This is a genomic window from Enterococcus sp. OL5 (assembly GCF_006491895.1).
Lineage (GTDB): Bacteria > Bacillota > Bacilli > Lactobacillales > Enterococcaceae > Enterococcus_D > Enterococcus_D innesii.
In genome coordinates this window covers 168,991-190,642 of sequence record NZ_VHIL01000002.1, presented here as the reverse complement: position 1 = coordinate 190,642, position 21,652 = coordinate 168,991, and the positions used below count along the sequence as shown (strand labels likewise).

Below are 21,652 nucleotides of genomic sequence, written 5' to 3'. Positions count from 1 at the left end.
GGGGAAGATTGACTATACTTAGCAAAAAGCACAAGGAGATGAAGAAGATGGAAAAAGTCATATCAATTGCCGGGTCTGATTCAACCGGTGGTGCCGGGATCGAAGCAGATTTAAAAACGTTTCAGGAGTATGGTGTCTTTGGTTTTGCCACGATTGCTTCGATCGTCACGATGGATCCACAAGCGGGTTGGAGCCATGAAGTAACAGCAATGGAACCAGCGCTTGTCGAAAAACAATTGATCTCCGCCTTTGCAGGTGATCCGATGGATGCCCTTAAAACGGGGATGTTAGGCAATGAAGACAATATTGTACAGGCAGCGAAGATGATCCAACAGCAGCAAGTCAAAAATGTGGTGATCGATCCCGTCATTGCTTGTAAAGGGACCGCAGAAATCTTACAGCCGAAAAGTGTCGATGCCATCATCACGCATTTGTTGCCTTTAGCAGATGTTGTCACCCCTAATTTAGTAGAAGCGGGGATTCTTTCAGGTTTGGGGGACTTGACGAGTGTGGAAGCCATGAAGCAAGCTGCTGAAAAAATCCATCAATTAGGTGCTAAATACGTCGTGATCAAAGGCGGTCATCGATTGCCAGGAGCAAAAGCCATCGACCTTGTTTATGATGGAGAATCCTTCCTCCTGTTGGAAAGTGAAAAAATCGCTACTGATTTCAATCATGGGGCAGGCTGCACCTTTTCAGCGGCAATCGCTGCCGGTCTTGCAAAAGGCAAACCCGTCGTGGAAAGTGTTCGCTTAGCGAAAGCCTTTGTCACAGCGGCAATCAAAGAAGGAGTGGTCATCAATCCTTATGTGGGCCATGTGTGGCATGGTGCCTATACTCACGCCCAAAGCCGTATGAATGAGGAAGCGCCGCAATAGCAGGTTTTCTTCTATATAAATAGGAAATGAAGAAGCGGTCAACGCTTCTTTTTTTTATTTCGAAACTAAAAGAAAATTTTCTGAAAGAAATGCAAAAGAATCCCGGTTTTTCCATAAAAAAAGCTTGCAATCAATGTTTATCCGTAATATAATCATAAAGGTGCTGTTTACGTAAATACGTAAGTCACACTGGCAGCAAAGAAATTTTCTGCCGGCTACGAAACGAGAGGTTGCGACACGCCCGGACGCTTTGCCATGGACGAGCGTGACGGAAAATTTTCGTGGAGCTATGTCTACTTTTCAAAATAGGCGAAGGAGGGAAAACAATGGCAAAACAAAAAATTCGTATCCGTTTAAAAGCGTATGAACATCGTATTTTAGATCAATCAGCGGATAAAATCGTAGAAACTGCAAAGAGAACTGGAGCTGGCGTATCTGGTCCAATTCCATTACCAACTGAACGCAGCTTATACACGATCATCCGTGCGACGCACAAATACAAAGATTCACGCGAACAATTCGAAATGCGTACACACAAACGTCTAATCGACATTGTGAATCCAACACCAAAAACTGTTGATGCTTTAATGAAGCTAGACTTGCCAAGCGGTGTTAATATCGAAATCAAACTATAATAATTAAGATGGAGGTGTAATCATGACCAAAGGAATCTTAGGGAAAAAAGTGGGAATGACTCAAATCTTCACTGAATCTGGCGAATTGATTCCAGTAACTGTAGTAGAAGCTACACCAAACGTAGTGCTACAAGTGAAAACAATCGAAAATGACGGCTACGAAGCAATTCAAGTCGGCTACCAAGATATGCGTGAAGTTTTGTCTAACAAACCTGCGAAAGGTCATGTTGCAAAAGCAAACACGGCTCCTAAGCGCTTCATTCGCGAATTCAAGAATGTAGAGCTAGAGGGCTTAGAAGTAGGATCAGAAATCAAAGTTGATATTTTTGAAGCAGGAGACATCATCGATGTAACCGGCACTTCGAAAGGTAAAGGATTCCAAGGCGTTATCAAACGTCACGGACAAAGCCGCGGACCAATGGCTCACGGTTCTCGTTACCACCGTCGTCCTGGATCAATGGGTCCAGTTGCACCTAACCGTGTATTCAAAAACAAACGTCTTGCTGGACGTATGGGCGGAAATCGCATCACGATCCAAAACTTGGAAATCGTACGCGTAGACGCAGAACGCAACGTTATCTTGATCAAAGGTAATGTACCTGGCGCGAAAAAATCATTGATTACAATCAAATCAGCTGTGAAAGCTAAATAAGTAGATAGGAAGAAAGGAGGAACTAAGGAATGCCGAATGTAGCATTATTCAAACAAGATGGAAGCCAAAATGGCGAAATTACATTGAACGAAGAAATCTTCGGAATCGAACCAAATGAATCAGTTGTCTATGATGCAATCATCATGCAACGCGCTTCATTAAGACAAGGAACACACGCTGTGAAAAACCGCAGTGCCGTTCGTGGCGGTGGCCGTAAACCATGGCGCCAAAAAGGAACTGGACGTGCCCGTCAAGGTTCAATCCGTTCACCACAATGGCGTGGAGGTGGCGTAGTCTTCGGACCAACACCACGTTCATACAGCTACAAACTTCCTAAAAAAGTTCGTCGCTTAGCAATGAAATCTGTATTGTCAGAAAAAGTTGCTTCAAATAACTTGGTAGCAGTAGAAGGATTAAGCTTTGATGCTCCAAAAACAAAAGAATTCAAACAAGTTTTAGCTAACTTGACAATTGACTCTAAAGTATTGGTAGTTTTAGAATCTGAAAACGACTTTGCCGCTTTATCTGCGCGCAACTTGCCAAAAGTTTCTGTAGTTACTGCTGATAACATTAGTGTTTTAGACATCGTTTCTAACGACAAAATGTTAGTGACACAAACTGCTCTTACTCAGATCGAGGAGGTGCTTGCATAATGAACTTACTAGACGTTATTAAACGCCCAGTGATCACTGAAAAATCAATGCTTGCCATGGATGACAAGAAATACACTTTTGAAGTGGACACAAAAGCTAACAAAACTTTAGTAAAACAAGCTGTAGAAGCTGCCTTTGACGGAGTGAAAGTGGCAAACGTGAACATCATCAACGTTCGTCCGAAATTCAAACGCATGGGTAAATATGCAGGATATACAAAAAAAACGTCGCAAAGCTGTTGTGACTTTAACTGAAGATTCTAAAGAAATCCAAATTTTCGAAGCTGCTGAATAAGCAACTCACGCATAAACTTTACATGGGAGGGAAAAAGACGTGGCGATTAAAAAGTACAAACCTACCACGAACGGCCGTCGTAATATGACAAGTTCTGATTTCGCTGAAATCACAACTTCAACACCAGAAAAAACATTGTTAGCTCCTTTGAAAAACAATGCTGGTCGTAACAACAACGGACGTATCACGGTTCGTCATCAAGGTGGCGGTCACAAACGTCAATACCGTTTGATCGATTTCAAACGTAACAAAGACAACGTCGTTGCTACGGTTAAAACGATTGAATATGATCCAAACCGTTCTGCTAACATCGCGTTAGTACATTACGAGGATGGAGTAAAAGCATACATCTTAGCACCTAAAGGATTAGAAGTTGGCATGACTGTCGTTTCTGGTCCAGATGCAGATATTAAAGTAGGGAATGCATTACCACTAGAAAACATTCCAGTCGGTACTGTTATCCACAACATCGAAATGAAACCTGGTAAAGGTGGACAATTGATTCGTTCAGCTGGAACAAGTGCTCAAGTACTTGGTAAAGAAGGCAAATACGTATTGATTCGCTTGAACTCTGGTGAAGTACGGATGATCTTAGCATCATGTCGTGCAACAATCGGTTCTGTTGGTAATGAACAACACGAATTGATCAACATCGGTAAAGCCGGTCGTTCTCGTTGGATGCGCAAACGCCCAACTGTACGTGGTAGCGTAATGAACCCTAATGATCACCCACACGGTGGTGGTGAAGGTAAAGCACCAATCGGACGTAAAGCACCAGTTTCTCCTTGGGGACAACCTGCACTTGGTTACAAAACACGTAACAAAAAAGCAAAATCAGACAAACTTATCGTTCGTCGTCGTAAAACTAAGTAATATACTTGACCGTGTGTCGCACATTTTGAGAGGAGGTACACCATGGGTCGTAGTTTGAAAAAAGGACCTTTTGTCGATGACCATTTGATGAAAAAGGTCGAAGCACAAGAAGGCGCTGAAAAGAAAAAAGTGATCAAAACTTGGTCACGTCGTTCTACAATTTTCCCTAATTTTATCGGATTTACAATTGCTGTGTATGATGGACGGAAACATGTACCAGTTTACATCCAAGAAGACATGGTAGGACACAAATTAGGTGAATTTGCACCAACAAGAACTTATCGCGGACATGCTGCCGATGATAAGAAAACAAGACGCTAATTTTGAGGGGAGGATATCCAAAAATGGCAGAACAAATCACATCAGCGAAAGCAACTGCTAAAACAGTCCGCGTTTCTCCTCGTAAATCTCGTCTAGTTATTGACTTAATCAGAGGGAAAAGCGTTGCTGAAGCAATCGCGATCTTAAAGTTCACACCAAATAAAGCAGCTGGAATCATCGAGAAAGTCTTGATGTCAGCTATTGCCAATGCAGAAAATAATTTTGACTTAGATGTTGAAAACTTGATTGTTTCTGAAGCATTCGTAAACGAAGGACCAACGATGAAACGTTTCCGTCCACGTGCGAAAGGTTCAGCTTCACCGATCAACAAACGTACAAGTCATATTACTGTAGTCGTATCAGAAAAATAAGGAGGGACAATCAGTGGGTCAAAAAGTACATCCAATTGGAATGCGTGTAGGCATCATCCGTGACTGGGATGCTAAATGGTATGCTGAAAAAGAGTATGCTGAATTTCTACATGAAGATTTGAAAATCCGTAAATTTATCGCATCTAAACTTGCTGATGCCGCTGTGTCTACAGTTGAGATCGAGCGTGCAGCAAACCGCGTGAATATTTCAATCCACACAGCTAAACCAGGTATGGTTATCGGTAAAGGCGGATCTGAAGTCGAAAACCTAAGAAAAGAATTAAATAGCCTAACTGGCAAACGAGTTCACATCAACATCGTTGAAATCAAAAAACCAGATTTAGATGCTAAATTAGTAGGCGAAGGAATCGCACGTCAATTAGAAAACCGTGTTGCTTTCCGTCGTGCGCAAAAACAAGCGATCCAACGCACAATGCGTTCTGGCGCTAAAGGAATCAAAACACAAGTTTCTGGCCGTCTAAATGGTGCGGATATCGCGCGTTCAGAAGGTTACTCAGAAGGAACCGTTCCACTTCATACATTACGTGCGGACATTGATTACGCATGGGAAGAAGCAGATACAACATACGGAAAACTAGGAGTTAAAGTGTGGATTTATCGTGGAGAAGTTCTTCCAACTAAAAAGAACACTGAGAAAGGAGGGAAATAAACATGTTAGTACCTAAACGTGTAAAACACCGTCGTGAGTTCCGCGGAAAAATGCGTGGCGAAGCGAAAGGCGGAAAAGAAGTAGCATTCGGTGAATACGGCTTACAAGCTGTTGAATCACACTGGATCACAAACCGTCAAATCGAAGCTGCCCGTATCGCAATGACTCGTTATATGAAACGTGGCGGGAAAGTATGGATCAAAATTTTCCCTCACAAATCTTATACTGCCAAAGCTATCGGGGTACGTATGGGTTCTGGTAAAGGGGCTCCTGAAGGATGGGTATCACCAGTTAAACGTGGTAAAATCATGTTTGAAATTGCCGGTGTACCTGAAGAAGTTGCGCGCGAAGCGCTACGTCTTGCTTCTCACAAATTACCAGTGAAAACGAAGATCGTAAAACGTGAGGAAATGGGTGGTGAATCGAATGAAGGTTAAAGAAATCAGAGAATTAACCACTGCCGAAATGCTAGATCAAGAAAAACAATTGAAAGAAGAATTGTTCAATCTTAGATTCCAATTAGCAACAGGTCAATTAGAAAACACTGCACGTATCAAAGAAGTACGTAAATCGATTGCACGCATTAAAACAGTATTGCGTGAACAAGCTAAGTAATAGTGGAAGGAGGCCATTTAGCGTATGACTGAAGAAAGAAATCAACGCAAAGTTTACCAAGGTCGCGTGGTATCAGACAAAATGGATAAAACTATCACTGTTGTCGTTGAAACAAAGAAAAACCACCCTATCTACGGCAAACGTCTGAACTATTCTAAGAAATACAAAGCACACGATGAAAACAACGAAGCAAAAGTTGGCGATATCGTGAAAATTATGGAAACTCGTCCATTATCAGCTACGAAACGTTTCCGTCTAGTAGAGATTGTTGAAAAGGCAGTGATTATCTAATCACACGAGATTTTCCTATATAGATTGTGAATTGCAAAATCTGAAAGGAGGATACACATCGTGATCCAAGCAGAAAGCCGATTAAGAGTGGCGGACAACTCAGGTGCCCGTGAAATTCTAACGATCAAAGTCCTTGGCGGATCTGGTCGTAAAACTGCCAATATTGGTGACGTGATTGTTGCTACGGTTAAACAAGCAACGCCAGGTGGGGTTGTCAAAAAAGGTGACGTCGTTAAAGCCGTTATCGTTCGTACTAAATCAGGAGCTCGTCGTACAGACGGTTCATACATCAAATTCGATGAAAATGCTGCGGTTATTATCCGTGACGATAAGAGCCCTCGTGGAACTCGTATCTTTGGCCCAGTTGCCCGCGAATTGCGTGAAGGCAACTTTATGAAGATCGTTTCCCTAGCACCAGAAGTATTGTAATAGTGATTCTTATCTAAAGGAGGTGCGAAACAAACATGTTTGTTAAAAAAGGCGATAAAGTTAAAGTTATCACTGGTAAAGACAAAAACAAAGAAGGCGTTGTGCTAGCAGCGTTTCCTAAAAAAGACAAAGTCGTTGTTGAAGGTGTCAATGTTGTCAAAAAACACCAAAAACCTTCTCAAACTGCTCCTCAAGGCGGAATCGTTGAAATGGAAGCACCAATTCATGTTTCTAACGTGATGGTGGTTGATCCATCGAACGGTGAAGCTACGCGTGTCGGTTACAAAGAAGTTGACGGCAAAAAAGTCCGCGTTTCTAAGAAAACCGGAGAAGTTCTTGATAAATAATCTGATGAAGGAAGGAGGGGCTAACAGATGAACCGCCTTAAAGAAAAATATTCAAAAGAAGTTGTCCCATCATTAATGGACAAATTTAACTACAGCTCAATCATGGAAGCACCAAAAGTTGATAAAATCGTTATCAACATGGGTGTCGGTGACGCTGTTTCTAATGCTAAAAACTTAGACAAAGCTGTTGAAGAATTACAATTGATCTCAGGTCAAAAACCATTGATCACAAAAGCGAAAAAATCTATCGCAGGATTCCGTTTACGTGAAGGAATGCCAATCGGTGCGAAAGTAACACTACGCGGCGAAAGAATGTATGAATTCTTAGATAAACTAGTAAGTGTGTCATTGCCACGTGTCCGTGACTTCCACGGTGTGAGCAAAAAAGCGTTCGACGGACGCGGAAACTACACTTTAGGTATCAAAGAACAATTGATTTTCCCTGAAGTAGATTATGATTTGATCGACAAAGTACGTGGTATGGATATCGTGATTGTAACAACAGCAAACACAGATGAAGAATCTCGTGAATTGTTGACACAATTAGGCATGCCATTCCAAAAATAAAAAAAGGAGGCGAACTACGTGGCTAAAAAATCAATGATTGCTAAAAACAAACGCCCTGCTAAATTCTCAACGCAAGAATACACTCGTTGTGAACGTTGCGGACGTCCACATTCAGTTTATCGTAAATTTCATCTTTGCCGTATTTGCTTCCGCGAACTTGCCTATAAAGGACAAATTCCCGGCGTGAAGAAAGCTAGCTGGTAAACTATACTCGCATAAAGGAGGTAAATTATCCCATGGTCATGACAGATCCAATTGCAGATTTTCTAACGCGCGTGCGTAACGCAAACATGGTTAAACACGAAAGCCTAGAAGTACCTGCTTCAAAAATCAAACGTGATATCGCTGAAATCTTGAAACGTGAAGGTTTCGTCCGCGATGTTGAATACATTGAAGATGACAAACAAGGCGTGATCCGCGTATTTCTTAAATACGGTAAAAACGGTGAACGTGTTATCACAAACTTAAAACGTATCTCTAAACCAGGCTTGCGTGCTTATGTCAAAGCTGACGAAGTACCAAAAGTATTGAATGGTCTAGGAATCGCGATTATCTCAACTTCTGACGGTGTAATCACTGACAAAGAAGCTAGAGCAAAAAATGTTGGCGGCGAAGTAGTCGCTTATGTATGGTAATTTAAAATATTCCACAAGGAGGTGCCTCTAAGTGAGTCGTATCGGTAATAAGATCGTCGTTCTTCCTGCTGGTGTTGAAATCAAGCAAAACGGAAACGACATTACAGTTAAAGGACCTAAAGGTGAATTAACACGTACTTTCTCTTCTGATATCACAATGAATATCGAAGGAAACGAAGTAACATTCACTCGTCCAAATGATAGTAAAGAAATGAAAACTATCCACGGAACTACCCGTGCAAACTTCAACAACATGGTTGTTGGTGTTTCTGAAGGTTTCCAAAAAGCGTTAGAATTAATCGGGGTTGGGTACCGTGCTCAATTACAAGGAAAAAAACTTGTATTGAACGTTGGTTACTCTCATCCAGTTGAAATCGAAGCGCCAGCTGGAATCGAAATCGAAGTTCCTTCAAACACTTCTGTGATCGTTAAAGGATCAGATAAAGAAGTCGTTGGCGAATTGGCTGCCAATATCCGTGGCGTTCGTCCTCCAGAACCTTACAAAGGCAAAGGAATTCGTTATGTTGGCGAATTTGTACGCCGTAAAGAAGGTAAAACTGGTAAATAGTCGTAATTCTTTACGACTAGCAGCTTAGGCTAGCAAAATTAAAAGAGGTGACAAATTGTGATTACAAAACCAGATAAAAACAAGACACGTCAGAAAAGACATCGTCGTGTACGTAACAAAATCTCTGGTACTGCTGAGTGCCCACGCTTAAACGTGTTCCGTTCGAACAAAAACATCTACGCACAAGTAATTGATGACGTAGCGGGTGTGACGCTAGCAAGTGCCTCTGCCTTAGACAAAGAAGTTTCAGGTGCAACAAAAACTGAACAAGCACAAGCTGTCGGTAAATTAGTCGCAGAACGTGCAGCAGCAAAAGGTATTAAAGTAGTAGTCTTTGACCGTGGTGGATACCTTTACCATGGCCGTGTAGCAGCTTTAGCTGAAGCAGCTCGCGAAAATGGACTGGAATTTTAAGAGAAGGAGGAACACCATTCATGGTTTATATTGATCCAAAACATTTGGAATTAGAAGACCGCGTTGTTGCGATCAACCGTGTAACTAAAGTTGTTAAAGGTGGACGTCGTCTACGTTTTGCTGCATTAGTTGTTGTCGGTGACAAAAACGGACACGTAGGTTTCGGTACTGGTAAAGCACAAGAAGTACCAGAAGCAATCCGTAAAGCAATCGAAGACGCGAAGAAAAACTTGGTGGAAGTACCAATGGTTGGTTCTACAATCCCTCACGAAGTTATCGGTGTATTCGGCGGCGGACGCATCCTTATGAAACCTGCTGTAGAAGGTTCTGGGGTAGCTGCTGGTGGACCAGTTCGTGCCGTATTGGAATTAGCTGGGGTAGCTGATATCACATCTAAATCTTTAGGTTCTAACACACCAATCAACGTTGTTCGCGCAACAGTTGAAGGTTTAAAACAATTAAAACGCGCTGAAGAAGTGGCAGCACTTCGCGGCAAATCAGTAGAAGAATTAATCGGTTAAGGAGGACACTATAATGGCTGAATTGAAAATTACTTTAAAACGCAGTATTATCGGACGTCCCCAAAACCAACGTGATACTGTAAAAGCGTTAGGTCTTACAAAGTTGAACTCAACAGTTGTAAAACCTGCTAATGATGCAATCAAAGGCATGGTTAACACTGTTTCTCACTTAGTGGACGTTGAAGAGGTCTAAGGATCAGCAGATCTAGTTTGATTAAGGAGGTGCCAAACCTATGAAACTTCATGAATTAAAACCATCAGAAGGCTCACGCCAAGTACGTAACCGTGTCGGTCGAGGAACTTCATCTGGTAACGGTAAAACAGCTGGACGTGGACAAAAAGGTCAAAAAGCTCGTTCAGGCGGCGGAGTACGTCTAGGATTCGAAGGTGGACAAACACCATTGTTCCGTCGTTTACCAAAACGTGGCTTTACAAATGTGAACCGCAAAGAATATGCAGTCATCAATCTTGATGTCTTGAACCGCTTTGAAGACGGTGCTGAAGTAACACCTGTTGCTTTACACGAAGCTGGAATCGTCAAAGACGAAAAAGCTGGAATCAAAGTATTAGCTAACGGAGAATTAACGAAGAAATTGACTGTGAAAGCAGCTAAATTTTCAAAAGCAGCTGAAGAAGCAATCGTTGCTGCTGGTGGATCAATCGAGGTGATCTAATGATCAGACTATTGAAGGATGCCTTTAAGGTTAAGGATATTAGATCCAGAATATTGTTCACCGTCTTAATCTTGTTTGTCTTTCGTCTGGGAACACATATTACTGTGCCAGGCGTAGACGCAAGTCGCCTAAATACCATCGCGGATCTACCATTTTTAAACATGTTGAACTTGGTAAGTGGTGGCGCCATGCAACAATTTTCGATTTTCTCGATGGGGGTTTCCCCTTACATCACTGCCTCAATTGTCATTCAGTTGTTGCAGATGGATATCGTTCCTAAATTTGTTGAATGGTCGAAGCAAGGTGAAGTGGGTCGTAAGAAATTAAATCAGGCAACACGTTACTTGACATTGGTATTGGGCTTTGTCCAATCCATGACATTAACGGCTGGATTTAACTATTACACTCAACTCGGGTTTGTAAACAATCCTAATATGGCAACCTATATCGTGATCGGTCTGATTTTAACAGCCGGAACGATGTTAGTCACTTGGTTAGGAGAGCAGATCACCGAGCGTGGTATCGGAAACGGTGTGTCAATGATCATCTTTGCAGGGATCATTTCACGCTTACCAGCAAGCATCAAAGAATTGATTGAAGATTACTTCATTAACGTGGATCAATCGGATATCTGGCTGAATGCTATCTTTATGGCGCTGCTTGTGATCGCTGTGTTGATCGTCATTACTTTAGTAACGTATGTTCAACAAGCGGAACGCAAGATTCCGATCCAATATACAAAACGGGTAGCAGGAGCGCCTACCAGCAGTTACCTTCCTTTGAAAGTAAATGCTGCCGGGGTTATCCCAGTTATCTTTGCCAGTTCTTTTATTACAACACCAAATGCGATCATTCAAGCATTAGGTAGTTCATATAGAGGAGAAACTTGGTACGAAGTGGTGCAAACGATCTTTAGTTACAACACTGTACCGGGTGCGATCATCTACACTGTCTTGATTGTTGCGTTTACCTTCTTCTACGCATTTGTTCAAGTGAACCCTGAGAAATTAGCGGAAAACTTGCAAAAACAAGGAAGTTACATTCCGAGTGTGCGTCCTGGTAAAGGAACCGAAGAATATGTATCGCGTTTGTTGATGCGATTAAGCACGGTTGGATCGATCTTTTTAGGATTGGTTGCTTTACTTCCAATCATCGCTCAGATGGCTTGGAATTTACCGCAATCGATCGGACTAGGTGGAACGAGTCTATTGATCATTATCGGTGTGGCACTTGATACTGCCAAGCAGTTAGAAGGGCTTATGCTGAAACGGAAATATACTGGTTTCATCAATTAAAGTTATTGAAGTGTTGAGGATTTCCTCAACACTATTCAAAAACTTACAGGAGGAATTAGAATGAACTTCATTTTAATGGGATTACCTGGTGCTGGAAAAGGTACTCAGGCAGAACGTATCGTTGCTGAATACGGTCTTCCTCATATTTCAACAGGCGATATGTTTCGGGCTGCGATGGCGAACGAAACAGAACTAGGCCTTAAAGCAAAATCATACATGGATCAAGGCGCATTAGTTCCTGATGAGGTTACAAATGGGATCGTTAAAGAACGTTTAGCTGAACCTGATACCGAGAAAGGTTTCTTATTAGATGGTTTTCCTCGTACATTGGATCAAGCAAAAGCGTTAGATGAGATGCTAGCTGACCTTAACAAAAAACTTGATGCCGTTATTGATATTCATGTTCCTGAAGAAGTTCTTGTAGAACGTTTAGCCGGCCGCTTCATGTGCCGCAATTGTGGGGCAACTTATCATAAATTGTTCAATCCTCCAAAAGAGGAAGGAACATGTGATCGTTGTGGAAGTCATGACTTCTACCAGCGTGAAGATGATAAGCCTGAGACGGTCAAAAATCGTCTAGCTGTCAATATCAAAAGCAGTGAACCAATTTTGACTTATTACAAAGACAAAGGGTTATTGCAATCGATTGATGGGGATCGCGACATCGACGCTGTATTCGAAGATGTTCAAAAGATCATTGACTAATCATAGATTGCCCGAGTCCAACTTGCAGCTTAAAACTTTCTCTTGAAATCTTTGACAGGATATGATAGAATATGTCAGTCCGACTTCTACTTTTTATTAAGTAGGAGCATAGTTTGAGAATATCAGGTGGGAACCGAGTTTCCGCCATTTTATCGTGTGAAAATCACAAGTACAAGGAGGTACTGTGCGTGGCAAAAGAAGATATGATTGAAGTCGAAGGTACAGTCGTCGAAACTTTGCCGAATGCAATGTTTAAAGTAGAATTGGAAAACGGACACCAAGTTCTAGCGACCGTTTCTGGTAAGATCCGGATGCACTACATTCGTATTTTACCTGGAGACAAAGTGACGGTGGAATTATCCCCGTATGATCTGAACCGTGGCCGCATTACTTATCGCTTTAAATAATTGTACTCCGTAAAACCACAGGAGGTATTATCATGAAAGTAAGACCATCAGTAAAACCAATGTGCGAACATTGTAAAGTAATTCGTCGTAAAGGACGCGTTATGGTGATTTGCCCAGCAAATCCAAAACATAAACAACGTCAAGGATAATCGGAGGTGTAACAAATATGGCTCGTATTGCAGGAGTAGATATTCCTCGTGATAAACGTGTGGTCGTTTCACTTACTTATATCTATGGTATTGGTAACACGACTGCAAAACAAATTTTAGCTGACGCTGGCGTGTCTGAAGAAGTTCGCGTTCGTGATTTAACGAATGAACAAACAGATGCTATCCGTGCAGAAGTTGATAAATTAAAAGTTGAAGGTGACCTTCGTCGTGAAGTGAACTTAAACATCAAACGATTGATGGAAATCGGTTCTTACCGTGGGATCCGTCATCGCCGTGGATTGCCAGTTCGTGGACAAAACACGAAAAACAATGCACGTACTCGTAAAGGCCCGTCTAAAACAGTCGCAGGCAAGAAAAAATAATTCCTAAGTGAAGGAGGTTAAAACTTCATGGCAGCAAAAAAAGTGAGTCGTAAACGCCGTGTGAAAAAGAATATTGAAGCGGGTATTGCACATATTCACTCAACATTCAATAATACAATCGTAATGATCACTGATACTCATGGTAATGCATTAGCATGGTCATCAGCTGGTTCATTAGGTTTCAAAGGAAGCAAAAAATCTACTCCTTTTGCCGCTCAAATGGCAGCAGAAACAGCTACCAAAGCAGCAATGGAACACGGATTAAGAACTGTTGAAGTAACAGTTAAAGGACCTGGTTCTGGACGTGAAGCAGCAATTCGTTCATTACAAGCAGCAGGTTTGGAAGTGAGTGCGATCCGTGACGTGACTCCAGTCCCTCATAATGGATGCCGCCCTCCAAAACGCCGTCGTGTTTAATGAGTGCTGCTCATTTTGAGTGTAACAAAAACGTCATTGAACAAGACACTTTTCGTTTTGAAAGGGGTAATAGATAAGAATGATTGAATTCGAAAAACCAAGAATCGCAAAGATTGATGAAGACAAAGATTATGGCAAGTTCATCGTGGAACCTCTTGAAAGAGGCTACGGAACTACACTAGGAAATTCCCTACGTCGTATTTTATTATCTTCTTTACCTGGTGCGGCAATCACCAATATTCAAATCGATGGAGTTTTACACGAATTCTCAACTGTTAAGGGTGTTCGGGAAGACGTTGCTCAAATCATCTTGAATATTAAAGGTCTTGCATTGAAAATGTACGGGGATGAAGAAAAGACCCTTGAAATTGATATTTCAGGACCTGCTACAGTAACTGCTGGCGATATCATCGTTGATAGTGATGTAGAAATCCTTAACAAAGATATGTATATCTGTACCGTTTCTGAAGGTGCTACGTTCCATGCTCGCTTAACAGTGAAACCTGGCCGCGGCTACGTTCAAGCGGACGAAAACAAAAAAGAAGACATGCCAATCGGTGTTCTTCCAGTCGATTCAATCTATACACCAGTACGTCGTGTCAACTACCAAGTAGAAAACACACGTGTCGGTCGTCGGGATGATTTCGACAAATTAACGATGGAAATATGGACTGATGGCTCAATCGAACCATTGGAAGCAATGAGTTTGTCTGCGAAGATCATGACTGAACATTTAGACATCTTTGTAAACCTAACGGATGAAGCGAAAAACGCTGAAATCATGGTTGAAAAAGAAGAAACACAAAAAGAAAAAATGTTGGAAATGACGATCGAAGAATTAGACTTATCTGTTCGTTCATACAACTGTCTAAAACGTGCAGGAATCAATACTGTACAAGAATTGACAAACAAATCTGAACCAGAAATGATCAAAGTAAGAAACTTAGGCCGTAAATCTCTTGAAGAGGTCAAAGTGAAATTACATGATTTAGGTTTAGGACTACGTAAAGACGATTAAACCGTTTTCGATTACGTTAGTTCGGTTCGTCTGACCGATACAACATTCGAAAGTGAAGGAGGGAAACCACGTGAGTTATCGTAAACTAGGACGCACATCTAGCCAACGTAAAGCGATGTTGCGTGATTTGACAACTGATTTATTCATTAACGAACGTATCGTTACGACTGAAGCTCGTGCGAAAGAAGTTCGTTCAACTGCAGAAAAAATGATCACTTTAGGTAAACGTGGTGATTTGCATGCACGTCGTCAAGCAGCAGCATTCGTTCGTAATGAAGTTGCAAGTGTACGTGAAGAAAACGAAGAAGTAGTTATTGAATCAGCATTACAAAAATTATTCAATGATATCGCTCCTCGTTACACAGATCGCCAAGGTGGATATACTCGTATCTTGAAAACAGAACCAAGACGCGGAGATGCTGCACCAATGGTTATCCTAGAACTTGTTTAAAATCACACTTATCATCACTTTATAGATGTTTACTAAGAGTGTTATGATGTTGGAAGAAACTTTCCGAGTCTAGCTCAGCGCCTACACCTCGATGTATTTCGAGGTGTACGCACTCATCATAAAGTGCTTTTTTTTTACTTTCGATTACCTGTCAAGACAGGTGATGGCAAGTGAAAAAAAGATCTGGAGACAAATCGTGCGTGAATCATTGAAAAACGTGCGCTTTTTTGGTAGTGTTAGAAAGAATTAATCGCAAATGAAGGAGTCTATCATGAAGCCAATCATTGAATTGAATGCTATTACTGTGCGTTATAGCGAAGAAGAGCGTGCCGCGTTAAATAACGTATCCTTTTCCATCAACAAAGGGGAATGGGTGGCGTTGATCGGCCATAACGGCTCTGGTAAATCAACTTTAGCAAAAACCATCAATGGCTTGATCTTGCCACAAGAAGGCAGTGTTTCTGTCGGCGAATTGCCTTTGAATGAAGAAAATATCTGGAATATTCGAAAAATGGTCGGTATGGTCTTTCAAAACCCTGACAATCAATTCGTTGGTTCGACGGTGGAAGATGATGTGGCTTTCGGTTTGGAAAATCAAGGAATCCCGCGAGAAGAAATGCTGGTTCGTGTCAAAGACGCTCTGGAACAAGTACGGATGAGCGAGTTTGCGACCCGGGAACCCGCGCGTCTTTCTGGTGGTCAAAAACAGCGGGTAGCCATTGCTGGCGTCGTTGCATTGCGCCCAGATATCATCATTCTTGATGAAGCCACTAGTATGCTAGATCCAGAAGGCCGTGAAGAAGTGATCGCAACGATCAAAAAAATCAAAGAGAAAAACAATTTGACCGTGCTTTCGATCACCCATGATATCGATGAAGCAGCCAATGCCAATCGGGTGCTGGTGATGCGTCAAGGAGAGCTCGTCCGCGAAGGGACACCCGCAGAGATTTTTTCTGCAGGTCCAGAACTGATTGAGCTAGGCTTAGATCTGCCATTTCCTGAAAAATTAAAGGCGGCACTAAAACAGCGGGGCGTCACGGTACCGCAAGCGTACTTAACTGAAGAAGGGATGGTGGATTGGCTATGGACATCCGTTTTGAACAAGTAGGATTCACCTACCAACCGCATTCTCCGTTTGAACAACGGGTTTTGTTCGATATCGATTTAGAGATCAAAGAAGGCTCTTATACCGCCTTAGTCGGTCATACAGGTAGCGGAAAATCTACGTTGCTGCAGCACTTGAATGCATTATTAAAACCAACGACTGGCACGGTCACGATCGGTGAGCGAGTCATCAAACCCGAGACAGACAACAAAAATCTAAAACCGTTACGTAAAAAAGTTGGGATCGTTTTTCAATTTCCTGAATCCCAATTATTTGAAGAAACCGTGGCGAGAGATATCGCTTTTGGACCGAAAAACTTTGGGGTCTCCGAAGAAGCAGCCAAAGGATTAGCCCAAGAATACATTCAATTGGTAGGTTTAGATGAGAGTTTTCTGGAACGTTCACCATTTGACCTTTCAGGGGGCCAAATGCGCCGTGTAGCGATTGCTGGGGTCTTGGCTATGGAACCAGAAGTTTTGGTCTTAGACGAGCCGACAGCGGGCTTAGATCCACAAGGACGCAAAGAGATGATGGAAATGTTTGATCGCCTGCATCGGGAAAAGAACATGACGATCATTTTAGTGACCCACTTGATGGATGATGTGGCAAACTATGCTGATTATGTCTATGTGTTAGAAAAGGGCCGTCTCGTCAAAGCCGGCACGCCGTCCGTTGTGTTTCAAGATACTGCCTGGTTGCAAGAAAAGCAGTTAGGGGTACCGACAGCAACCGCATTTGCGGAGCAACTCCAAGCCAGAGGATTGGCATTTGAGCAGTTGCCGCTAACGGCTGATGAACTGGCAGATGTTTTAGTAGCAAAGGGGGCGACTGCCCATGATGAATAAACTGATTTTCGGTCGTTTTATTCCCGGGGACTCCTTGATCCACCGTTTAGATCCACGGGTCAAATTGATTGCTAGTTTTTATTTTATCGCGATTATCTTTTTGGCAAATAATTGGCAAAGCTATTTATTAGCGGGGGTTTTTACGCTTTTTTGTATCTCCTTTTCAAAAATTGATTTTGGCTTCTTTATTCGCGGCGTACGTCCTTTGATTTGGCTGATTTTGTTTACCGTGGCGTTACAGATTTTATTTACTACCGGCGGCGACGTCTACTGGTCTTGGTGGATCTTTAACATCACAGAATTTGGTGTCCAAAACGGGATTTTTATTTTTTGCCGTTTTGTTTTGATCATTTTCATGTCGACCTTGTTGACGTTAACGACGCCTCCATTAGAGCTTTCAGATGCGATCGAATACATTTTGCGTCCTTTAAAAGCGATCCGTTTCCCTGTCCATGAAATCTCACTGATGCTGTCGATTGCGTTGCGCTTTGTGCCAACCTTAATGGATGAAACAGAAAAAATCATGAACGCCCAGCGTGCCCGTGGGGTCGATTTCGGCGAAGGGGGACTGTTGCAGAAGATGAAGGCGATCGTTCCTTTGTTGATTCCTTTATTTGTCAGCAGCTTTAACCGTGCGGAAGATCTAGCTACCGCTATGGAAGCCAGAGGCTATCAAGGCGGCGAAGGGCGTACCAAGTATCGTATTTTGCACTGGCATCAACGGGACACATTGGTTGTCATCGTTTTTGCGCTCTTTACAGTAGCGTTAGTGTTCTTAAGAGGATAAACGAAGACCTATGATTAAAGTCAACCCACGAAAGGTTCTTAACGAAGCAACGAGACTGCTGGCAATCCCAGCGGCTGGTTGGAAAAGGCCTGTCGATCGATCAGACTTTTCTCATAGGCCTTTTTTTGAAAAAATAGAAAGAAACAGGTGATTCAATGGTCCGCTATAAAGCGACGATCGCTTATGATGGTACGAATTTTCAAGGATTTCAGCGTCAACCCAATGGACGAACGGTTCAAGAAGAGATTGAAAAGACATTAACGAAGATGAACAATGGGCAGCCGATCCAGATTCATGGCTCTGGCCGCACCGATGCGGGGGTCCATGCGCAAGGGCAAGTGATCCACTTCGATTTCCCTCAAAAGCGTCCACTGGAAAAAATGCGCTTTGGTTTAGATACCCAAACGCCAGAAGATGTTGCGGTAAAATCGGTGGAGATCGTTGACGATACCTTCCATGCCCGCTACTTAGTCATTGAAAAAACCTACCAGTTTCGGGTAGACATTGGGAAACCCCGCAGTCCTTTCCGCCGCCATTATGCCAGCTATTATCCGTATCCGCTAGATTTGGAAAAAATCCAACGGGCGTTGCCAGATTTTTTAGGCACCCATGACTTTACCAGTTTTTGTGCGACGGGCAGTTCCGTCGATGACAAAACACGGACGATCCATGAGGCGTCCATGGCGGTCAATGACGCTGGAGATGAGTTGATTTTTAACTTTCGCGGCGATGGATTTTTGTATAAGATGATTCGGATCATGGTGGGCACATTGCTGAAAATCGGCAATGGACGCCTCGCACCTGACAGTATTCCTGCAATCATTGCGCAAAAAGACCGAAATGCGGCAGGACCCACAGCTCATCCAGAAGGATTGTATTTGGTTCATGTTGCCTATGAATAAGGAAAAAACACAAGCTTCGCTGCTCTTGTCCAACAAGAGAAAGCGAAAGCTTGTGTTTTTATTTTTTCTCAGGCAAAACAGGGGTAGTTTCTTGCCAATCTTCAGTCCTTTCCGTCGCGATTTTAGGCGCAGCAGTGGTGGGTGTTTTTTCCAAGGTACTGGCAGCGACTAAGGCGGCGATGGCTACCAAAAATGCAAAAAGCAAGTAAAGCAGCCAGCTCCAAGCAACGTGATAGCGATTGCCGATGCCTAAAAAGACCATTTGACCGACGGGGCCCCCTATCATCACAATGGTGGAAAAGATCCCGCTGCTGATGGCGAGATGTTCTTCATCGATCTCACGAATCAGATGTGCCGAAAAGCGGGGATTGATTTTCCCAATCAGGTAGCCTTCAGCAAAGAGCAGCGCAATCATGAGCCAACGGTTATGCAGGAAGAGAAAATTCAAGGTCAACAGACATAAAACGAAAGAGGTATACGCAATCAAGCGAACCAGACCGGTATTCTTGAACCAGTCGGCAGCAAACAAGGCACCAGCGACCATACCGATCGAAGTAGCGATACCTGCCATCGCAACGGTGTTACCATAAGTGGCAAACCAAAGCGCAAGGTCATCCAACAACTGGAGATTTAGTAGACCGCTCGTACTAGCTGCTAAGGTATTGATCAGTAAGGCAAAGAGGATCATCTTTTTAAGAAAAGCTGTACCAGTCAATAATTTAAAGGTTTCCGAGAAATTCTGAAAGAGTGGTGTTGGCGCTTGATTGATTTTCCCTGGCACCGCATAAAAGAGCGAGCGGTTCCAGAAGATCACGATGGCGGCTAAGAAAAACGTCACGGCATTGATCAAACCAAAAGCGGCAAAATTATTATTCAGTAAAACGATCCCCCAAGCACCGATCCCTTGAAAGACGATTTGAACGGTGGTTTGACACGCCATTTGAAAACCCATGGCACTGTCTAAGGCGTCAGCAGGCACAAGACGGCGAACATAGGGCAGCTGCAACCCAGAACAATAAGCGCCCAAACAATCAGATACAATGTTGATGCCTAGCAAAAGGAAGAAAGACCATAAACTAGGCGGCAATTGGATCAAAAAAGTGAGTGCCACAAAAAGTACTCCTTGTAATAGTCGACTGCTGATCATCCATTGCACTTTGTTTTTGGTACGATCGGCTAGATAGCCCGTCAGGATTCGTAAGAGATCAGGGACCAGCAGGGCCATGGAGGCTAAGGAAACAGCAAGGGCATTAAAGGGTAATGTACTGGCATAAACTACAAAGACGATATTAAATAAACTCATGCCGATGCCACTGAGTAAGGCGGCGTTGACTAAGGCACGATAGCCTTTGTTTTGTTGATATTCTTTCATCGAAATCATCCTTTCACGTTCTACGTTGTAAAATCAGTATAGGATGCTTTATACTAGGAAGAGAAAATATTCCACTATAGTGGAATTTAAATGTACCAGGAGCATACCAGAGGTTACTGTCACGAGTGGCTAACAGCTAAAAGAGTGGCATATAAATAGGGTACCGTAGATTTTGTTCCTCAACATTTTATAAGGTTGAATCTAAAATAGTAAAATTTAATTGCGGAGCTTCATTCGTGAAGCGGGTTTGGTTTGGCGTTTGCAGACTGATCGCTAGGAGGATAGTCATGGAAGAAGGAAAACTGTACCGACAATTGCGCAAAGAGCGCGGCTATACGATCGCTCAAGTGGCGGATGAACAAAACAGTCGCTCGTTTATCAGTAAATTTGAGCAAGGTGCTTCAAGTATCAGTATTCATCGATTGGAACGCCTATTAGAAAATATCCATGTTACGGTGGAGGAGTTTTATTATTTACGTGCACAACAAAAGGGCGTAAAAAGTCACGACAACCTGATGAGTTTCCCTAGCTATATGACGAGCGAATTTATGGATTTACTGGATCGAATCTTAGGGATCAACAAAGAAGCTTACTTGAGTAACGCCCACGCCCAGCGAAGCAAAGAAGGGCTGGAGGAAATGCGCAGCGAACTGATCGCCGCTTCCAAACAGCATTCTTTTGTTTTTCTGTACCTTGAGATTACAAAGGAGATACATGAAATCAATCTCTCAGGTTCTAAACCCGACCGCTCACCCGATGAATATATGGAAAAGCTACGCATCAAAACCCGACCCGTCATCTCCTACCTTATGAAAGTAGACAACTGGGGCGTCTATGAGATTTTGCTGTTTCGCTATTTTCAATTCTTGTTTCCTGTCGAAGCCTCCTATCACTTACTGCAGGTTGCTATTTCACGGACCAAAAAAGAACAAGGTTTGTCCTTGATGCGAGAAATACAAATGGATTTGATTTTTAGTTGTTTTACGACGTTTGTCAATTTTCGCCGTCTGGAGTGGGCAAAAGAGGTGTTGACCATTGCGGAGGAATTATTGGCAGATCGCGGAGACATGCTAAACAGTACGCATCTCCTTTGCTATCAAGGATGGTATTGGTATATTTATGGCGATCAAGAAAAAGGACTGTTGAAATTCGACCAAGGGCTTTCGATCTTTCGCGTCTTGAAACAAACCAAAATGGTTAAATTATGGGAGCGATCGTTGCACTCCATCAAGAAAAATGCGGAAGAACCTAACAGTTATCTTATGTTTCGCTAAACGCTCTAAGGGCTAGGTATTTGGCCTCGAATCGAAGGGGATCTATTCGATAGTGGAGGCTAAGGCCACTAGAGCGAACAGCTGCGGAACCCCAGCACAAAAAAAGAACCAAACTCACCGATCATTGAGGGACA

Annotated in this window: 35 protein-coding genes and 1 pseudogene; 35 read left to right on the top strand and 1 reads right to left on the bottom strand. The window is 42.7% G+C overall.

Annotation, left to right across the window (positions count from 1 at the left end; translation table 11 throughout):
• The first annotated feature begins 47 nt into the window (after window positions 1-47).
• From thiD to truA, 34 genes and pseudogenes are all read left to right on the top strand, one after another.
• Window positions 48-878 (top strand): bifunctional hydroxymethylpyrimidine kinase/phosphomethylpyrimidine kinase, encoded by an 831-nt coding sequence (gene thiD, locus FJU10_RS03420; protein ID WP_140965156.1) that lies wholly within the window; start codon window positions 48-50, stop codon window positions 876-878.
• Between the two features lie 326 nt (window positions 879-1,204).
• Window positions 1,205-1,513, top strand: coding sequence for a 30S ribosomal protein S10 (gene rpsJ, locus FJU10_RS03415; protein WP_003127966.1), 309 nt, complete (start codon window positions 1,205-1,207; stop codon window positions 1,511-1,513).
• 22 nt (window positions 1,514-1,535) lie between these two features.
• Complete coding sequence (gene rplC / locus FJU10_RS03410; RefSeq protein WP_003127967.1) at window positions 1,536-2,165, top strand: 50S ribosomal protein L3; 630 nt, start codon at window positions 1,536-1,538, stop codon at window positions 2,163-2,165.
• 29 nt (window positions 2,166-2,194) lie between these two features.
• Window positions 2,195-2,818, top strand: coding sequence for a 50S ribosomal protein L4 (rplD, locus tag FJU10_RS03405; protein ID WP_005226910.1), 624 nt, complete (start codon window positions 2,195-2,197; stop codon window positions 2,816-2,818).
• Window positions 2,818-3,112 (top strand): annotated as a pseudogene (locus tag FJU10_RS03400) (50S ribosomal protein L23). Before rplD ends, FJU10_RS03400 begins: the two are co-directional and overlap by 1 nt.
• A 39-nt stretch (window positions 3,113-3,151) precedes the next feature.
• Window positions 3,152-3,985, top strand: a complete 834-nt coding sequence (gene rplB, locus FJU10_RS03395) for a 50S ribosomal protein L2 (protein WP_005226912.1) — start codon at window positions 3,152-3,154, stop codon at window positions 3,983-3,985.
• A 42-nt stretch (window positions 3,986-4,027) separates the two neighbouring features.
• Complete coding sequence (gene rpsS / locus FJU10_RS03390; protein WP_005226914.1) at window positions 4,028-4,306, top strand: 30S ribosomal protein S19; 279 nt, start codon at window positions 4,028-4,030, stop codon at window positions 4,304-4,306.
• 23 nt (window positions 4,307-4,329) lie between these two features.
• A complete protein-coding gene (rplV, locus tag FJU10_RS03385; RefSeq protein ID WP_003127973.1) occupies window positions 4,330-4,677 on the top strand; it encodes a 50S ribosomal protein L22 in 348 nt (115 codons plus the stop codon).
• A gap of 13 nt (window positions 4,678-4,690) precedes the next feature.
• The gene (gene rpsC / locus FJU10_RS03380) at window positions 4,691-5,347 is read left to right on the top strand and encodes a 30S ribosomal protein S3 (protein WP_005226916.1); all 657 of its coding nucleotides are present in this window, start codon (window positions 4,691-4,693) and stop codon (window positions 5,345-5,347) included.
• A 2-nt stretch (window positions 5,348-5,349) separates the two neighbouring features.
• The gene (rplP, locus tag FJU10_RS03375; RefSeq protein WP_005226918.1) at window positions 5,350-5,784 is read left to right on the top strand and encodes a 50S ribosomal protein L16; all 435 of its coding nucleotides are present in this window, start codon (window positions 5,350-5,352) and stop codon (window positions 5,782-5,784) included.
• Window positions 5,774-5,962, top strand: a complete 189-nt coding sequence (rpmC, locus tag FJU10_RS03370; RefSeq protein ID WP_002288664.1) for a 50S ribosomal protein L29 — start codon at window positions 5,774-5,776, stop codon at window positions 5,960-5,962. Before rplP ends, rpmC begins: the two co-directional genes overlap by 11 nt.
• A gap of 24 nt (window positions 5,963-5,986) precedes the next feature.
• Entirely contained in the window at window positions 5,987-6,253 is a 267-nt protein-coding gene (gene rpsQ, locus FJU10_RS03365; protein ID WP_003128005.1) for a 30S ribosomal protein S17, read from the top strand.
• A gap of 60 nt (window positions 6,254-6,313) precedes the next feature.
• Window positions 6,314-6,682, top strand: coding sequence for a 50S ribosomal protein L14 (rplN, locus tag FJU10_RS03360; protein ID WP_003128006.1), 369 nt, complete (start codon window positions 6,314-6,316; stop codon window positions 6,680-6,682).
• A 35-nt stretch (window positions 6,683-6,717) separates the two neighbouring features.
• Window positions 6,718-7,029 carry a 50S ribosomal protein L24 gene (rplX, locus tag FJU10_RS03355; RefSeq protein ID WP_003128007.1) on the top strand — a complete coding sequence of 104 codons (312 nt, stop codon included), beginning with the start codon at window positions 6,718-6,720 and terminating at the stop codon, window positions 7,027-7,029.
• Window positions 7,030-7,056: 27 nt separating this feature from the next.
• Window positions 7,057-7,596, top strand: coding sequence for a 50S ribosomal protein L5 (gene rplE / locus FJU10_RS03350; protein ID WP_005227088.1), 540 nt, complete (start codon window positions 7,057-7,059; stop codon window positions 7,594-7,596).
• An 18-nt stretch (window positions 7,597-7,614) separates the two neighbouring features.
• Window positions 7,615-7,800 (top strand): type Z 30S ribosomal protein S14, encoded by a 186-nt coding sequence (locus FJU10_RS03345; RefSeq protein WP_003128010.1) that lies wholly within the window; start codon window positions 7,615-7,617, stop codon window positions 7,798-7,800.
• Window positions 7,801-7,832: 32 nt separating this feature from the next.
• Entirely contained in the window at window positions 7,833-8,231 is a 399-nt protein-coding gene (gene rpsH, locus FJU10_RS03340) for a 30S ribosomal protein S8 (protein WP_005227093.1), read from the top strand.
• 31 nt (window positions 8,232-8,262) lie between these two features.
• The gene (rplF, locus tag FJU10_RS03335) at window positions 8,263-8,799 is read left to right on the top strand and encodes a 50S ribosomal protein L6 (RefSeq protein ID WP_005227095.1); all 537 of its coding nucleotides are present in this window, start codon (window positions 8,263-8,265) and stop codon (window positions 8,797-8,799) included.
• 57 nt (window positions 8,800-8,856) lie between these two features.
• Entirely contained in the window at window positions 8,857-9,213 is a 357-nt protein-coding gene (rplR, locus tag FJU10_RS03330; RefSeq protein ID WP_005227097.1) for a 50S ribosomal protein L18, read from the top strand.
• A gap of 20 nt (window positions 9,214-9,233) precedes the next feature.
• Window positions 9,234-9,734: a 30S ribosomal protein S5 gene (rpsE, locus tag FJU10_RS03325; RefSeq protein WP_003128014.1), complete on the top strand. Its 501-nt coding sequence runs from the start codon at window positions 9,234-9,236 to the stop codon at window positions 9,732-9,734.
• 13 nt (window positions 9,735-9,747) lie between these two features.
• Complete coding sequence (gene rpmD, locus FJU10_RS03320) at window positions 9,748-9,927, top strand: 50S ribosomal protein L30 (protein ID WP_003128015.1); 180 nt, start codon at window positions 9,748-9,750, stop codon at window positions 9,925-9,927.
• A gap of 40 nt (window positions 9,928-9,967) precedes the next feature.
• Window positions 9,968-10,408 carry a 50S ribosomal protein L15 gene (rplO, locus tag FJU10_RS03315; RefSeq protein WP_003128016.1) on the top strand — a complete coding sequence of 147 codons (441 nt, stop codon included), beginning with the start codon at window positions 9,968-9,970 and terminating at the stop codon, window positions 10,406-10,408.
• Complete coding sequence (gene secY / locus FJU10_RS03310) at window positions 10,408-11,703, top strand: preprotein translocase subunit SecY (RefSeq protein ID WP_005227099.1); 1,296 nt, start codon at window positions 10,408-10,410, stop codon at window positions 11,701-11,703. The genes rplO and secY overlap by 1 nt, the downstream gene beginning before the upstream one ends.
• 60 nt (window positions 11,704-11,763) lie before the next feature.
• Window positions 11,764-12,408 carry an adenylate kinase gene (locus tag FJU10_RS03305; protein WP_005227100.1) on the top strand — a complete coding sequence of 215 codons (645 nt, stop codon included), beginning with the start codon at window positions 11,764-11,766 and terminating at the stop codon, window positions 12,406-12,408.
• Between the two features lie 188 nt (window positions 12,409-12,596).
• Window positions 12,597-12,815 (top strand): translation initiation factor IF-1, encoded by a 219-nt coding sequence (infA, locus tag FJU10_RS03300; protein WP_002288695.1) that lies wholly within the window; start codon window positions 12,597-12,599, stop codon window positions 12,813-12,815.
• Window positions 12,816-12,847: 32 nt separating this feature from the next.
• Window positions 12,848-12,964 carry a 50S ribosomal protein L36 gene (rpmJ, locus tag FJU10_RS03295; RefSeq protein WP_002288710.1) on the top strand — a complete coding sequence of 39 codons (117 nt, stop codon included), beginning with the start codon at window positions 12,848-12,850 and terminating at the stop codon, window positions 12,962-12,964.
• A 17-nt stretch (window positions 12,965-12,981) separates the two neighbouring features.
• Window positions 12,982-13,347: a 30S ribosomal protein S13 gene (rpsM, locus tag FJU10_RS03290; RefSeq protein WP_005227102.1), complete on the top strand. Its 366-nt coding sequence runs from the start codon at window positions 12,982-12,984 to the stop codon at window positions 13,345-13,347.
• 27 nt (window positions 13,348-13,374) lie between these two features.
• The gene (rpsK, locus tag FJU10_RS03285) at window positions 13,375-13,764 is read left to right on the top strand and encodes a 30S ribosomal protein S11 (protein ID WP_005227104.1); all 390 of its coding nucleotides are present in this window, start codon (window positions 13,375-13,377) and stop codon (window positions 13,762-13,764) included.
• A gap of 79 nt (window positions 13,765-13,843) precedes the next feature.
• The gene (locus FJU10_RS03280; RefSeq protein WP_008376367.1) at window positions 13,844-14,782 is read left to right on the top strand and encodes a DNA-directed RNA polymerase subunit alpha; all 939 of its coding nucleotides are present in this window, start codon (window positions 13,844-13,846) and stop codon (window positions 14,780-14,782) included.
• A 70-nt stretch (window positions 14,783-14,852) separates the two neighbouring features.
• Window positions 14,853-15,233, top strand: a complete 381-nt coding sequence (gene rplQ, locus FJU10_RS03275; protein ID WP_003128038.1) for a 50S ribosomal protein L17 — start codon at window positions 14,853-14,855, stop codon at window positions 15,231-15,233.
• 271 nt (window positions 15,234-15,504) lie between these two features.
• Window positions 15,505-16,341 (top strand): energy-coupling factor ABC transporter ATP-binding protein, encoded by an 837-nt coding sequence (locus tag FJU10_RS03270; protein ID WP_005227109.1) that lies wholly within the window; start codon window positions 15,505-15,507, stop codon window positions 16,339-16,341.
• Window positions 16,317-17,183 carry an energy-coupling factor ABC transporter ATP-binding protein gene (locus tag FJU10_RS03265; protein WP_005232516.1) on the top strand — a complete coding sequence of 289 codons (867 nt, stop codon included), beginning with the start codon at window positions 16,317-16,319 and terminating at the stop codon, window positions 17,181-17,183. Before FJU10_RS03270 ends, FJU10_RS03265 begins: the two co-directional genes overlap by 25 nt.
• Window positions 17,173-17,970 carry an energy-coupling factor transporter transmembrane component T family protein gene (locus FJU10_RS03260; protein WP_086293759.1) on the top strand — a complete coding sequence of 266 codons (798 nt, stop codon included), beginning with the start codon at window positions 17,173-17,175 and terminating at the stop codon, window positions 17,968-17,970. Before FJU10_RS03265 ends, FJU10_RS03260 begins: the two co-directional genes overlap by 11 nt.
• 155 nt (window positions 17,971-18,125) lie before the next feature.
• On the top strand, window positions 18,126-18,872 hold the full coding sequence (truA, locus tag FJU10_RS03255; protein WP_140965155.1) for a tRNA pseudouridine(38-40) synthase TruA: 747 nt from the start codon (window positions 18,126-18,128) through the stop codon (window positions 18,870-18,872).
• Window positions 18,873-18,930: 58 nt separating this feature from the next.
• Here the strand turns inward: truA and FJU10_RS03250 are convergent, their stop codons facing one another.
• Window positions 18,931-20,244: an MFS transporter gene (locus FJU10_RS03250; protein WP_140965154.1), complete on the bottom strand. Its 1,314-nt coding sequence runs from the start codon at window positions 20,242-20,244 to the stop codon at window positions 18,931-18,933.
• A 287-nt stretch (window positions 20,245-20,531) separates the two neighbouring features.
• Between FJU10_RS03250 and FJU10_RS03245 the strand changes: the two genes are divergently transcribed.
• The gene (locus tag FJU10_RS03245; protein WP_140965153.1) at window positions 20,532-21,518 is read left to right on the top strand and encodes an Rgg/GadR/MutR family transcriptional regulator; all 987 of its coding nucleotides are present in this window, start codon (window positions 20,532-20,534) and stop codon (window positions 21,516-21,518) included.
• Window positions 21,519-21,652: the final 134 nt, after the last annotated feature.

What these genes read in the sequence shown, in the direction of transcription:
- rpsQ (WP_003128005.1), top strand. Translation starts at nt 5,987, where the DNA reads ATGACTGAAGAAAGAAATCAACGCAAAGTTTACCAAGGTCGCGTGGTA.
- rplV (WP_003127973.1), top strand. Translation starts at nt 4,330, where the DNA reads ATGGCAGAACAAATCACATCAGCGAAAGCAACTGCTAAAACAGTCCGC.
- FJU10_RS03265 (WP_005232516.1), top strand. Translation starts at nt 16,317, where the DNA reads ATGGACATCCGTTTTGAACAAGTAGGATTCACCTACCAACCGCATTCT.
- FJU10_RS03250 (WP_140965154.1), bottom strand. Translation starts at nt 20,244, where the DNA reads ATGAAAGAATATCAACAAAACAAAGGCTATCGTGCCTTAGTCAACGCC.
- rpmC (WP_002288664.1), top strand. Translation starts at nt 5,774, where the DNA reads ATGAAGGTTAAAGAAATCAGAGAATTAACCACTGCCGAAATGCTAGAT.
- rpsK (WP_005227104.1), top strand. Translation starts at nt 13,375, where the DNA reads ATGGCAGCAAAAAAAGTGAGTCGTAAACGCCGTGTGAAAAAGAATATT.
- rplC (WP_003127967.1), top strand. Translation starts at nt 1,536, where the DNA reads ATGACCAAAGGAATCTTAGGGAAAAAAGTGGGAATGACTCAAATCTTC.
- secY (WP_005227099.1), top strand. Translation starts at nt 10,408, where the DNA reads ATGATCAGACTATTGAAGGATGCCTTTAAGGTTAAGGATATTAGATCC.
- rplX (WP_003128007.1), top strand. Translation starts at nt 6,718, where the DNA reads ATGTTTGTTAAAAAAGGCGATAAAGTTAAAGTTATCACTGGTAAAGAC.
- FJU10_RS03245 (WP_140965153.1), top strand. Translation starts at nt 20,532, where the DNA reads ATGGAAGAAGGAAAACTGTACCGACAATTGCGCAAAGAGCGCGGCTAT.
- FJU10_RS03270 (WP_005227109.1), top strand. Translation starts at nt 15,505, where the DNA reads ATGAAGCCAATCATTGAATTGAATGCTATTACTGTGCGTTATAGCGAA.
- rpsE (WP_003128014.1), top strand. Translation starts at nt 9,234, where the DNA reads ATGGTTTATATTGATCCAAAACATTTGGAATTAGAAGACCGCGTTGTT.
- truA (WP_140965155.1), top strand. Translation starts at nt 18,126, where the DNA reads ATGGTCCGCTATAAAGCGACGATCGCTTATGATGGTACGAATTTTCAA.
- FJU10_RS03280 (WP_008376367.1), top strand. Translation starts at nt 13,844, where the DNA reads ATGATTGAATTCGAAAAACCAAGAATCGCAAAGATTGATGAAGACAAA.
- rplE (WP_005227088.1), top strand. Translation starts at nt 7,057, where the DNA reads ATGAACCGCCTTAAAGAAAAATATTCAAAAGAAGTTGTCCCATCATTA.
- rplD (WP_005226910.1), top strand. Translation starts at nt 2,195, where the DNA reads ATGCCGAATGTAGCATTATTCAAACAAGATGGAAGCCAAAATGGCGAA.
- rpsS (WP_005226914.1), top strand. Translation starts at nt 4,028, where the DNA reads ATGGGTCGTAGTTTGAAAAAAGGACCTTTTGTCGATGACCATTTGATG.
- rplP (WP_005226918.1), top strand. Translation starts at nt 5,350, where the DNA reads ATGTTAGTACCTAAACGTGTAAAACACCGTCGTGAGTTCCGCGGAAAA.
- rplO (WP_003128016.1), top strand. Translation starts at nt 9,968, where the DNA reads ATGAAACTTCATGAATTAAAACCATCAGAAGGCTCACGCCAAGTACGT.
- FJU10_RS03305 (WP_005227100.1), top strand. Translation starts at nt 11,764, where the DNA reads ATGAACTTCATTTTAATGGGATTACCTGGTGCTGGAAAAGGTACTCAG.
- rpsH (WP_005227093.1), top strand. Translation starts at nt 7,833, where the DNA reads ATGGTCATGACAGATCCAATTGCAGATTTTCTAACGCGCGTGCGTAAC.
- FJU10_RS03260 (WP_086293759.1), top strand. Translation starts at nt 17,173, where the DNA reads ATGATGAATAAACTGATTTTCGGTCGTTTTATTCCCGGGGACTCCTTG.
- rpmJ (WP_002288710.1), top strand. Translation starts at nt 12,848, where the DNA reads ATGAAAGTAAGACCATCAGTAAAACCAATGTGCGAACATTGTAAAGTA.
- rpsJ (WP_003127966.1), top strand. Translation starts at nt 1,205, where the DNA reads ATGGCAAAACAAAAAATTCGTATCCGTTTAAAAGCGTATGAACATCGT.
- thiD (WP_140965156.1), top strand. Translation starts at nt 48, where the DNA reads ATGGAAAAAGTCATATCAATTGCCGGGTCTGATTCAACCGGTGGTGCC.
- rpsM (WP_005227102.1), top strand. Translation starts at nt 12,982, where the DNA reads ATGGCTCGTATTGCAGGAGTAGATATTCCTCGTGATAAACGTGTGGTC.
- rpmD (WP_003128015.1), top strand. Translation starts at nt 9,748, where the DNA reads ATGGCTGAATTGAAAATTACTTTAAAACGCAGTATTATCGGACGTCCC.